General features: G+C 48.0%; 9 protein-coding genes. 5 read left to right on the top strand and 4 right to left on the bottom strand.

Annotated features, from left to right (window positions below):
• Positions 1–808: glycoside hydrolase family 5 protein (locus V6C93_RS23645; protein WP_333479127.1), on the bottom strand; the 808-nt coding region annotated here is incomplete at its 3' end.
• 425 nt (positions 809–1,233) lie between these two features.
• Positions 1,234–2,238, bottom strand: a complete 1,005-nt coding sequence (gene galT, locus V6C93_RS23640) for a galactose-1-phosphate uridylyltransferase (RefSeq protein ID WP_333479126.1) — start codon at positions 2,236–2,238, stop codon at positions 1,234–1,236.
• Between the two features lie 447 nt (positions 2,239–2,685).
• On the opposite strand from galT, the gene V6C93_RS23635 reads away from it, so the two are divergent.
• Positions 2,686–4,869: a HEAT repeat domain-containing protein gene (locus tag V6C93_RS23635; protein ID WP_333479125.1), complete on the top strand. Its 2,184-nt coding sequence runs from the start codon at positions 2,686–2,688 to the stop codon at positions 4,867–4,869.
• 35 nt (positions 4,870–4,904) lie between these two features.
• Here the strand turns inward: V6C93_RS23635 and V6C93_RS23630 are convergent, their stop codons facing one another.
• Entirely contained in the window at positions 4,905–6,125 is a 1,221-nt protein-coding gene (locus tag V6C93_RS23630; RefSeq protein WP_333479124.1) for an RNA-guided endonuclease TnpB family protein, read from the bottom strand.
• 195 nt (positions 6,126–6,320) lie between these two features.
• On the opposite strand from V6C93_RS23630, the gene V6C93_RS23625 reads away from it, so the two are divergent.
• Positions 6,321–7,421 (top strand): GDSL-type esterase/lipase family protein, encoded by a 1,101-nt coding sequence (locus V6C93_RS23625; protein WP_333479123.1) that lies wholly within the window; start codon positions 6,321–6,323, stop codon positions 7,419–7,421.
• 205 nt (positions 7,422–7,626) lie between these two features.
• Entirely contained in the window at positions 7,627–7,875 is a 249-nt protein-coding gene (locus tag V6C93_RS23620) for a helix-turn-helix transcriptional regulator (protein ID WP_333479122.1), read from the top strand.
• Positions 7,876–8,268: 393 nt separating this feature from the next.
• Here the strand turns inward: V6C93_RS23620 and V6C93_RS23615 are convergent, their stop codons facing one another.
• Positions 8,269–8,469, bottom strand: a complete 201-nt coding sequence (locus tag V6C93_RS23615; protein WP_333479121.1) for a hypothetical protein — start codon at positions 8,467–8,469, stop codon at positions 8,269–8,271.
• A gap of 509 nt (positions 8,470–8,978) precedes the next feature.
• Between V6C93_RS23615 and V6C93_RS23610 the strand changes: the two genes are divergently transcribed.
• Both V6C93_RS23610 and V6C93_RS23605 read left to right on the top strand, forming a co-directional pair.
• Complete coding sequence (locus tag V6C93_RS23610) at positions 8,979–11,072, top strand: PAS domain S-box protein (protein WP_333479120.1); 2,094 nt, start codon at positions 8,979–8,981, stop codon at positions 11,070–11,072.
• A gap of 59 nt (positions 11,073–11,131) precedes the next feature.
• Positions 11,132–11,932, top strand: coding sequence for a metallophosphoesterase (locus tag V6C93_RS23605; protein ID WP_333479119.1), 801 nt, complete (start codon positions 11,132–11,134; stop codon positions 11,930–11,932).
• Positions 11,933–12,080 lie beyond the last annotated feature (148 nt).

Raw genomic sequence — 12,080 nt, 5'->3', positions numbered from 1 at the left:
CAATCAACCAATTGGGCGCGATCGCTTGAATTGCCTTGCCACATCGCTCAGCGGCGAGTCGCCAGTCAGTTAGTTGGTCATTGTTTCCCCACCTCGCTTTACCATGAGGTTCATTTTTCAGGTCAGCCCCAATCACATTAGGCTGATTTTTATAGCGGGTTGCTAACATTTTCCATGTATCGATCCAGTTAGCTTCTGTAAATCCGTCACCGTACCAGAGTTCAGGAATACTGTAGTCGTTAAGCTGATGGCTATCCAAGAGAATTAATAATCCTTGTTGTGCCGCCTCCTGAATGATTAAATCCATGACCTGCAAAGGAGTTTTTCCCTGAAGGTTGTTGTTACTCCCAATGCTAAAGGTAACTCCACTAATGTTAGAAGAACGCAATGCCTGCACGGAGTAAGGAAGTCTGATAACGTTGTAACCCAGGCTTCTGATCTGAGCCAACATATCTTTATAGTCTCGTGCCCACAAGCCGTGAGGCACATGATTTTCGGTTTCCATGCCAAACCAGTTTACTCCTCTAAGCAGCACTTGCTTGCCTGTGGCGTCAACAATTGTGGAGGCGTTGGTCGAAAGGGGAGTTTGAATTGCGATCGCAGCGTTTGCCACATCTCCAAAATTTTGCAAATTTTGTGACAATACAACTAGAAAGAATACTAAAACAGCAGTAATTTCATGCCAGCGAATGAAGCGTCTCACCCTACGATTCTTACACCTACGGTGTAAGAAGTTAAAAACTGCCAACACTTTCCTGTACTCAAAGTGGTGCAACACCTGAGCAATTCCCTGAAAAAAATTATCCATGTATATAGGTAAATTGGTAAGTCAGGTCACTACGCCCTACCCCAGCAGTGCGATTAATCTCAGCAGGATGAATGGGTAGCGTCCTTCAATTTGCAACTATCTTTGGGAATAATTGTTCGTCAAGACCCTGTAAAATACAGTCTCATACCGTCCGGAAAATATCTAGGTACTTTACCCAAGCTTTATTAAAAAACAACGAAGAATGAGGAAAATCTCCAGATATGAAGTCTAAAAAGCTTAGCAAGTCAGGGTTTTACACCTAACCATCCTAGAAGGATTTATGAAGTAATCGTAAAGCAACCTCAGGGGTCTAATTCTGACCCGCTATAACTTGTAATGAAGAACGCATTATTGTCAGCCTTTAGATAAACTTAGGAAAGTCTGAGCATTGGCTCTGAATGTTCCTTGACAAGGCTAGGAAATTTTCACACAGACAAGCCATTTAAAAAATCGGCGTCTATTTCTGGAAGAGAGGGGTTGATACTAATACCTGTCGCCAACTCAAAACCGGCTGGGGTGGTCAGGCGAGGTTGAATTTGGCAATACCAGTGTACCTGAGGTTCTTCCGCTTTGTAGCGAGCCGCTGTATTGATCACGTAGTTGTAATCAGGGTCATTCAATTTGTCATACAAATTCCGAAGAATGCTCTGCAAAATTAAGGCAAAATCCGATTTTTCCTGTTCAGAAATACTGCCAAAGTCAGCTTGATGATTTTTAGGCATAATCCAGGTTTCAAAAGGAACCTCGGCAGAAAAGGGAACAAAGGCTAAAAACGAGTCATTTTCCTGAATAACTCGCCTGCGGTTTTGCAATTCAAACTCTAAGATGTCACAGTACACACACCGTCCCCATACATCAAAGTAGCGCTGAGCCTGTTCCTCTCGGTACCGACGATGCTGAGGAACCACACCCGTCACGATAATCTGAGAGTGAGGATGCTTTAAAGACGCACCCGCCCGCTCACCATGATTGCGAAAAATAATCGCCATCATATTCTCATGGGCTACCATCAAATCGAGGTAGCGTTTGTGATAAGTGTCAATCACAATCTCCACTTCTGCTTGTGACATGGTGGCGATGTCTTTGTCATGTTCTGGACTTTCAACAATCAACTCATGCTGACCATAACCGGGCATCGCGATATAAATTCCTTCCGTGGAACGGCAAGTATGTTCATGGGGTGTTAAGGCAGGAAACTTGTTAGGAACTACTCTTGTTTGCCAAGATGTTTGTTTTTTGTTCGGTACCTCCAGAAGAATCGTCTCCAACATCGGCTCCGTACAAAAAGGGCATTTTTGCTCGTGGCTGACTGGGGGTTGTGGGGTCTGACTATTTTTTTTCTGAAAATCTTGGGGGCGTTTACGCCGACCCGGTGCATAAATGACCCATTCTCTCGTTACTTTATTGAGTCTGATTTGACCGTCTTGCATTGTCTCAAGCCTGGTAAATTTTTCCTAATCGTTGCTATTTCTTTTATTATTTCCATCCGTCCCATCAAATGAGAAGGCTGGTATGGCAAACGATGGATCATCAAAGTACTATTGCCAAGCACTTCTTTTTGGTCGGAACTCAAGGTACGATGGGCTGTGGTAATACTCTAAAGCGTTGCGACGCTTGAGTTTCGACTCCGCTTTCTCAAGAACACAATTTCTCCAATAAGGTGATCTAGCGGCGTTGGGCAGCGGGATACATCTTTTTAATTTTGGAGTCTTTCCCGCAGAGTAAGCTAAGCGTTGCTAGGATCGGGAAGCAAGCCGTTACCAGGGCAACATGAAATTAAGCGATCGCCCTTTGGGGTGGTACTATTCCCCTACAGGGTAGCTTCGCTTCACGCGCAATCGCATACTAGAGCTATCAGAGTCAAAACCGTCAACCCGATGGAATCTCAGCAGCAGCGGCTTCAGCTATCCAAAGTGGTAAACAACCTTCGATCGCAGTTGCCTCATTTGAGTGATGAGCAGCTAAAACAGCAGTATTTGAATAACCTGGAATGGACAGAACCCTTAGCTGTGACCTTGCAGCAGGTAGAGGAAAAGTCTCAGGCGTTGCGAGTCGTTAAGTTAGCCCTAGAGGTGGATTGGCACCTCGGCGCAAGACTGGCAGGAGTCGTAAAACCGGAGTTTCACACCGCAACAGTCGGCTGGCTAACCCAGTTAGATATTCCTCAACTGCTGTTGAATCGACTTCTAGGCACTACAGGCTCGGATAGCGCCATTCCACCTCTGTTGGAAGCTTTGAATGCTGAAGATGCTGGTGTGCGTTGTAGTGCCACCGAGGCGTTAGGTGAACTCGGATCTGTTGCAGCCGTTACGGCTCTCTCGATAGGGTTAAACCATCCAGATCCTGAAGTTCGTTCCCAGGCGGCCTACGAGTTAGGGCAAATCGGCAGTGAGTCAGGCGTGGCAGCACTCAGGCAAGCTTTAAACGACCCAGAGTATCAGGTTCGAGAAAGTGCCGCTTTGGCACTGGGTGCGATCGGCTCTGAGGCAGCCGTAGAGGCGTTAGCACAAGCCTTGAATCATCACAACTTGGATTGGCGAGGGAGAGCAGCATCAGCATTGGGGCAAATCCGCACAGAGGCGGCAGTAGCTGTATTGAAGGAAGCCCTCAATGATGAAGTCTATCGAGTTCGTGAGACGGCAGCTCTAGCATTAGGAAAAATCGGCACAGAAGCGGCTGTTGCTGCATTGCGGCATTCCGTGAACCATGAAAACTTCGATTTTCGGGGAATCGCCACCTCAGCCTTAGGAATGATTGGTACGGATGCAGCAGTGGAAGCCTTACAGGAAGCTTTAGATCATAAAGACTATCGGGTGCGGGGCAGAGCCGCATTGGCATTAGGGTCTATTGGTACTGAGGCGGCGGTAGCTGCACTCCAACGAGCTTTAAACGATAAAAACCATCGAGTGCGTGAAAAAGCGGCTCTAGGCTTAGGGTCTACTGATTCTGAAGCCGCGCTCGTGTCATTGCAGCAGGCTTTGAGTGATGAAGACTCCTATGTGCGCAGAACCGCTGCTGAGGCATTAGGTTATATCGGTTCTGAGGCGGGTCTTGTGGCATTGCAACGAGCCTTGAGCGATGAGGATACCTATGTTCGCAGAACAGTGGCTTGGGCGCTAGGGCGAATTGGCACCTCTGTTACTGCCTCTGATAGAACCCATGAACCAGAAGCCGCTTTAAGCTCAGGAGCAGTAGCCGCGTTACGCCTTGCGTTGAATGATCAAGATGCTTGGGTGCGTTTAAGTGCGGCCTATGGGTTAGGGAAAGTTGGTTCTGAGATAGGTATAGCAGCCCTGCAACAATCGTTGAGTGATGAAAACTTTGAAGTTCGGGAAAAAGCTGCTGAGGCGTTAGGAAAAATCGGCTCCGAGGCAGGCGTGGCAGGACTGAGACAATCGTTATACGATGAAGACTTCGGGGTTCGCCGGAGAGCTGCCGAGGCGTTAGGGAAAATTGGCACGGAGCCAGCTGTAGCGGCGCTGCGGCAGGCTTTAAGAGATCATGACACCGAGGTGCGTTGTCGAGCTGCCTCTGGGTTAGGGAAAATTGGTACCGAGGCCGCTGTAGCCGCGCTACGGGTCGCGCTCAGAGATGAGAACGCGGACGTTCGTTTAATGGCAGTCCAAGGGTTAGGGGAGAGCGGCTCTGAGGCAGCGGTAGCGGTGCTACGTAGTGCTTTAAACGAAGAAGACTCTGGACTGCGGGGAAGAGCGGCTTATGCCTTAGGCGCAAGCCGCTCTAAGATGGCAGTGGAGGCGCTAGTGTCAGCGTTGAGTGATCAAGATTCTTGGGTTCGTTGGATGGCTACTTCAGCGTTAGGTACAATTGGCTCTGAGATAGCCGCGCTGGGCCTGGAGCAAGCTTTGAGGGATGAAGATTTTCGGGTTCGTTATACGGCTGCTGAAGCGTTGGGGAAAATTGGTCGGTCAGAATTACTACCTGATCTGTCCGACATGCTCGTAACAGCGGTTGATAGCTACGAACTGAGTACGGTACTTCATGCGATCGCTTCGATTCAAAAGCGTTATGGATACTACAACTATCACTTGGCTACATCTTGAGTCAGGAGTCAGGAGTCTTTGTGAACTACTCAGGGTTACGCTAGCGCTACACCCTGAGCTTCCAGTCTCACGGGGGAATGCCTTAGAACAGACTTGCGTCCACCCTTCGGTCTTACTTCCCCTCCACTGGCAGAAATGGACGTTCCATCCACCTGTAGCATTCTGATGCCTTCTTCTCTAATGTTCGTTGCGGCATTACCATCTCGGTCGTGATGAGTACCGCAGTGAGAACAAGTCCATTCCCTCACATCTAACAGCATTTCCTCGGCTTGGTAGTAGCAATTAGAGCAGAGCTTGGAACTAGGGAACCATCGGTCAATTTCAACCAACTTTCCACCTTTCAACTCCTGCTTATAGGCTAAGAAGTTAGTAAACATTCCCCAACCCACATCAGATATTGCCTTGGCTAGATTGTGATTACGAACCATGCCTTTGACATGAAGATTCTCTACTACGACAATTTGGTTTTCGTTGACGAGCTTTCGTGAAAGCTTGTGTAGAAAATCTGCTCTTGAGTTACTCACTCGTTCGTATACTCTAGCAACAACTTTTCTATACTTATCTCTTGACTTACTTCCTTTTTGCTTTCTTGCTAGCTTCTGTTGTTTGCGTTTGAGGTTTTTTTCATGTTTGGCTAAATGTCTAGGATTGTCATACTTAGACACCTTTTTGCCGTCACTGGTAACAGCAAAGTGCTTTAACCCCAAATCAATACCAATTACCTTACCTTCTGTTGAAAAAACGGGATTGGAGCCTTCTACTTCGGACAAGATAGACGCATGGTATTTTCCTGACGGGTCTTTGGTGACAGTAACTGTCTTGATTACTCCCTCAATTAGTCTGTGAATCTTGGCTTTTACCGTACCAACTTTACCAGGTAATTTTAAGCAAGAACCTATCACCTGAACGTTTTGAGGATACTGAATAGACTGCTTACCATGCTTTGATTTGAATCGCGGAAATCTCGCACGTCCATCAAAGAAGTTTTTGTAGGCCGTTGTGAGGTTGAGGGTAACAGCTTGCAAAACTTGGCTGTAACACTCGCCTAACCACGCCGTCTCTTCGTCTTTCTTGAGATGAGGTAGAAGTGCGTTGAGTGCTGAACGTCCTAGTCCTTTGCCTGTATCTCGGTAGGTTTCTATGGATTTATTGAGCGCGAAGTTCCACCACCAACGCGCACAACCGAAGTGTTGAGCTAACAGCACCTCTTGTTCTGACGTTGGAAACAAGCGAACTTTGACAGCTTTGTACAGCACTTTTCTTCCCTCCTGCAATTATCTTATCATCTACAGGGGTTGATGGTAAATCGCTACATCCTGACCGTGCTTTCATCCCCCAGTCTCACTTCGTTGCACTGGGGGACTTCCCGCACGGAAGAGTTAACGCGGAAGTTTCCTGACTACTATAAATAATTGCTGTCAAAGGAAAGGAGAGTGTGATGGAGTCACTTAATGAGCGATCCTTATCTGCTGGCGGCAAGTCTAATCAGCGTCGGACCAATCTCAGCCCCGCCTCCTCCAGCGCTACCCCTCCGACAGCTGGATGACTTGTCGATCTTGTTAGCGTCAACTGCCACTAACCTATTCAAATCTATTGTCACTCCCCAGATTGTCCCAATTGTAGAGACAATCTCTGCTGAATTCAGTCCGCCCGAGCCCAGTTCAGCCCGCTGGCGGACAAAGCCCGTTTCACAACCGCTCACCCCCATCCTCATACCCAGCACAACTCAAGGGACGATACAGCAGGAGATGGATGTACAAGCTTTGCCTAAGCGCCAATCCCCGGCTCTATTTCCAACCTCGGGTAGCCAGCTTTACCTTCAACGATTAGCGGCCTTGAAAGCTGGGAAGCTGTTTACACGCTTGCCTGCTGATAGCTTCCAGTCCTTGTGGCTTAAAGGAGCCCAGACAAAACAACTCGCGCTGCCACAACCCACTCATGAGCAGTGGAGACGCCTCCTTGAACAGGAAGCCAAAGCTGTTGCCAAAGGACAGGGTTCTAATCGTCTAGGGATTTTATTAGGAGATTCATTGAGTCTGTGGTTTCCTTCGCAACGACTTCCAGGTAGTCAGCTTTGGCTGAATCAAGCCATTTCTGGGGAGAATTCGGGTCAAATTTTGCGACGATTATCGGCTTTCTCTCAAACGCAACCCAGTACAATCTATGTTTTGGCTGGCATTAATGACTTACGCCAGGGTGTAGCTGATGAAGTTATTCTGCGTAACTTACGCCAGATTGTGCAACGCTTGCGTCAGAATCATCCACGTTCTCAAGTGGTCATGCAGTCCATCCTTCCCACACGCTTGAGTGCGATTGGGAACGAGCGAATTCGGAAACTCAACCAACAAATCGCCGTCATCGCCCAACAAGAAGGAGCAGGTTATCTCAATCTCCACAGCTTGTTTACTGATGAGCAAGGTGAGATGCAGTCAGAATTGACAACCGATGGTATTCATTTGACGCCTCGTGGCTATGAGGTTTGGCAAGAGGCGCTACAGTATGCGGAATCTGTACTAGGGGCGAAGCGGGTAGAGAGAGCAAGTCAACTGTAGGGCGATCGCTATATAAGAGGACTGCGTTAGCTCTTCGAGAATCACTCCGCTAACAGCTGGTGCCCTAGAAATCGCTCTTTCTGCAATTTCCCTGAAAGAGCCACAAATTTTTAGGGCAAATGATCAGTAAGTTTCCCGATCCCAGGACGGATCTTTGAACGCTACGGTGTAGCAGGTATTACTAACGTTCGCTCTACTAGGTCAAATGGCAATTAAAACACCCTTAGTTACAGACCAGCCAGAAATTGGCAAGCTCATTCGTGAACTTCGCATCGAGATAGGGCTGACACAAGAAGAATTTGGAGCAGCGTTAGGTTTTACTTACCCGACAATTAGTCGCTGGGAAAATGGATGGGCTAAACCTTCACCCCTAGCCATCAAGAAAATTGAGAAGCAGTTGCGGCAGATCGGCGAACGCCGCAAGGATTTGCTGGAGCAGTATTTGAAAGAGTAGGGGATTATTGGCAATGAGTCATTAGAAATTGGCAATTGCAGAGCCCAATGGAGAGTGAGGACGTTCTCTCGGTAATTTTCTACTTCAGCCTTCAAGTGATGAATTACAAATTATCAATTACAAATTGGAACACAGCGACTTGACAGCTGAAAGTCCCACTCGCTGTGCGATCAGCTTCGTTCGTGCGCTTAAGTCTTAACGTGCGATTGCCTAGGCTAACGCCGACGCTCATTCCTCGCTACCGCTTCGCGATCGCTTCGTTAACGGCAGCGGGGAAGCTGATCGCTTCCTCTTGCAACGCGTGGGACTGATTTCTTGGCTGGATAAAGCTATTACCGCGCTGGCTTCTCACACTTCCTTCGTGGATGAGGCGGAGGATTCTTGCACGGGTTTTTAAATCACCTGTCGCGAGACAAGCTTTTCAATATTTGCTTGGGTTTGCTGTAATAGCTGCTCTCGGCTGTCCCTTGCCTGTGTGAGGGTAGGAACTAAGTTCCGAGCTTGCAACGCCATGTGAAGCTGAAGTTGAGCTACATACTCACTAATATCTTCACGAAAAAAATCTTTGTTGGCTTGAGCAGAGTGCAAATCCAAAGTGTCCTCCTTTCTTATCTCTACGTTGTTTATCAACTTCAATAGAAGTTATCACGTCCTTCTTAGCGTATCGCTGACTTTGCAATGAAGTTTAAATATTTTTAAAATACTTTGTTGAGAAAAGTAAAGTTACTGAACTAAGCTTCAATTTTCTTTGCATTAAGGACTCATTTTATGGTAATGCAGGAGATTAGTGCATTGATTCGTGAGCAGAAAAATTTCTCCCCACCTGCTCTGAGCTATCTTCAGACCAGAGCTAGATGCGTTCCAGCTGACTAGTTGCTAGTCTTACCTAAACTGGCTCTGGCTGGCAAGCTCACGCCCGTGTTAGCCAGTTAGTAGCTTCAGTTACTCAATCTTAAGGCGTCATTGCAAAGTATGACGCCTTAAACTATGTTGCGTATCCAGGAAAATCCAAAGAAACCCTAACACAGCATCGCAAGCCGTCCTAGAAGGATGGTGGAGCGTTAGTGAGCAGCTTTAGACCCAATTTTTCAGGTAATAACAGGATGTGTGAGACCGAGTTAATAATCGCACCGCAAGCTAGTATTAAGGCGACAATGGCACGTGTGGAAGCGAAAGTCAGCGAGACTCCCCAGGAGCTAGGGAATCTATCAGGTACCTCGCTTTTGCTAAACCCAGAGCGCTGTGTTGAGTTGGTGCAGGCACTCGATGTCATCATCTGGGAGATGGATGCCGCTACCTGGAAATTCACCTTCGTTAGCGATCGCGCACAGGACATTCTTGGCTATCCCCTCAGCCAATGGTTCGACAACCCTAGATTTTGGCAAGACCAACTGTTACATCCAGAAGACCGCGATTGGTGTATTCATTTCTGTACAACGGCAACTCACGAAGCAAGAGACCATCAATTCGAGTACAGAGCGATCGCGGCAGATGGTCGTGTGGTGTGGCTCAAAGACTTGGTCCGTGTGGTGTGTGAAGACAACGGTCGCGCTAAGCTTCTGCGTGGCGTCATGGTGGATATTACTAAAGAGAAAGAAGCTGAGTGTTCTCCTCAGCAACTGTTTAGCGAACGGGAGGCACGCAGTGAGTTGGAGAGAGTGCAGGAAGCACTGCGCAAGAGCGAAGAGCGCTACCGTTTCCTCGTAGAGGCTACCTCTCAGATTATCTGGGACACTAATGCTGAAGGAGAACTCACCACTGAACAGCCTGGATGGGGTGCGTTTACCGGACAGACTAATGAAGAATACAAAGGATGGGGGTGGCTCAAGGCCGTTCACCCGGATGATCGAGCCCATACCGCACAGGCGTGGTCTGCGGCTGTTGCCAACCGCACCCTCTACGAATCCGAGTATCGCCTGCGGCGTTATGACGGTGAGTATCGCTATATGAGCGTTCGTGCTGTATCCGTTTTGGAACCCGATGGTAGTATTCGGGAGTGGGTGGGGGTACATACTGATATCACCGAACGCAAGCAAGTTGAAGCGGCACGCGATCGCGCTCTGTGTGAAGCGGAAGCAGCACGCGCTGCACTCCAGTGGGTCTTCATGCAAGTCCCAGCCGCTATTCAAGTGACTCGCGGTTCTAACCATATCACCGAAACAGCTAACTCCATGTTCATCAAACTGACGGGGAAGCGTGATTTGGTTGGCAAACCCGTCCGTGAGGTGTTTCCGGAGTTAGAAGGGCAGGGCTTTTTCGAGTTGTTAGATTGGGTTTATGCCACCGGTCAGACCTACATCGGTAAGGAGATGCCGGCTGTGTTTGACCGCAATGATGATGGCAAGTTGGAAGAGAGCTTCTGGAATTTCGTTTACCAACCGTTGGTTGACGGTGAGGGAAACGTTTATGGGATTATGACCCATGCGGTGGAGGTGACCGACCAGGTGAGGGCGCGGCAAGAAATTGAGAAAAAAGCAGAACAACTCGCCGAACTGACGCGATCGCTAGAGTGCACCAACCAAGAACTCAACCAGTTTGCTTATATCGCTTCCCATGATCTCAAAGCTCCCCTGCGTGCGATCGCAACTCTTTCAGAGTGGCTCGAAGAAGACCTCGCCGACCAACTTACCAGCGACTCCCGTGAGCATCTGAGGTTGTTGCGTGGACGGGTAGAACGCATGGCAGCGCTGATTGACGGGATTTTGCAGTATTCCCGTGCGGGTCGCGTGCAACATCTCGAACCGGTCGATGTCTCTGCTTTACTCAAAGAAGTGATTGCACTGCTTGCGCCACCTCCAGAGATTTTAATGGTTGTCGAGCCGGGAATGCCTACACTCCAGACGGAGAAGATACTCCTAGAGCAGGTCTTTATCAATTTAATTGGCAATGCCATCAAGTATGCAAACTGCCCCAATGCCAGGATTCAGGTGAGTGTTGAAGATGTGGGACGGTATTATGAGTTTGCGATCGCTGACAATGGGCCAGGAATTGCACCGGAGTATCACCAGAAGATTTGGCTCATCTTCCAAAGGTTGGAAGCGCGAGATAAAGTGGAAGGGACAGGCATCGGACTCTCTGTTGTGAAGAAGATTGTCGAGAGTCGAGGTGGGCGGGTGTGGGTAGAATCCGAAACTGGGGCGGGAGCGACCTTCCGCTTTACATGGCCTAAACGCTTCCAAAAGCGCTTCAAGCCCTAAAGACTGAAGCGTTAAGAATACAGGATGAAATCAAGGCTGAAGTGTAAAGGAAACTAAGGATGTCAATTCATCCCGTCAAGAATCTGAAGATTCAGGTTTTTACCACACGAACCCATCTTTTCGTCCTTCGTCCTTCATACTTCATACTTCAGATGATTCTTTTTGGCGGAGACCCGCACGGGGATTTTAAACCGATTATCAGGGCTGTGGAGACTTATCACCCGAACGCTGTTATTTTGCTCGGCGATCTTGATTTAGAGCGATCGCTCGATCAAGAAGTTTCAGCGATTATCAACAAAACGGACGTTTGGTTTATCCCTGGCAATCATGACGGAGATCGAGATTGTTGGTTCGATCGCTTGTTCGCCTCCCAACTGGGCGATCGTAATCTGCATGGTCGCGTCGTCGAAATTGATGGCAAGCGAGTCGCCGGTTTAGGCGGCGTGTTCCGTGAAAAAATATGGATGCCACCGGCTCAACCCAAATTCCGCAGCCAGAAAGAGCTATTGTTTGCCTGTGCCAAAAAAGACCGCTGGCGCGACGGTATCCCCCGTAAACATCATGTCACTATATTCTGGCAACAATATCAGGCCCTTTGGAACGAACAAGCCGATATTTTAGTTACCCATGAAGCTCCTTCCTGCCATCGCTATGGTTTCAAACAACTCGATGATTTAGCTCTGGCGCTTGGAGTTCAAACAGTAGTGCACGGTCATCACCACGAGCAGTACAGTCGCAGAATTTGCAGTAACCAAATTAAGGTTCATGGAGTGGCTAAGGCTGGGGTGTGTGATGAGTCTGGAAATATTTTAATACTAGGAAAGCAAGACGAGCCACGTCGGCGGCGATGGTACAAATAGCCCATTCGATTTTAGATTTTATATTTTGGATTAATCCTATGAGAACCTCTAGATTGATCTGGAGTGGCACTGAGAATAAATTAAATTAAATTGAACCCTTCTTTCAGTGAATTCGTCTAAATTAAAAGAGTCGCTTAAAATGTAATGG

This window comes from Allocoleopsis sp., assembly GCF_036703385.1.
Lineage (GTDB): Bacteria > Cyanobacteriota > Cyanobacteriia > Cyanobacteriales > Coleofasciculaceae > Allocoleopsis.
The sequence above is the reverse complement of the archived record's forward strand: the minus strand, read 5'-3'. Positions and strand labels throughout refer to the sequence as shown.

What these genes read in the sequence shown, in the direction of transcription:
- V6C93_RS23605 (WP_333479119.1), top strand. Translation starts at nt 11,132, where the DNA reads ATGTCAATTCATCCCGTCAAGAATCTGAAGATTCAGGTTTTTACCACA.
- V6C93_RS23625 (WP_333479123.1), top strand. Translation starts at nt 6,321, where the DNA reads ATGAGCGATCCTTATCTGCTGGCGGCAAGTCTAATCAGCGTCGGACCA.
- V6C93_RS23610 (WP_333479120.1), top strand. Translation starts at nt 8,979, where the DNA reads ATGTGTGAGACCGAGTTAATAATCGCACCGCAAGCTAGTATTAAGGCG.
- V6C93_RS23635 (WP_333479125.1), top strand. Translation starts at nt 2,686, where the DNA reads ATGGAATCTCAGCAGCAGCGGCTTCAGCTATCCAAAGTGGTAAACAAC.
- galT (WP_333479126.1), bottom strand. Translation starts at nt 2,238, where the DNA reads ATGCAAGACGGTCAAATCAGACTCAATAAAGTAACGAGAGAATGGGTC.
- V6C93_RS23620 (WP_333479122.1), top strand. Translation starts at nt 7,627, where the DNA reads ATGGCAATTAAAACACCCTTAGTTACAGACCAGCCAGAAATTGGCAAG.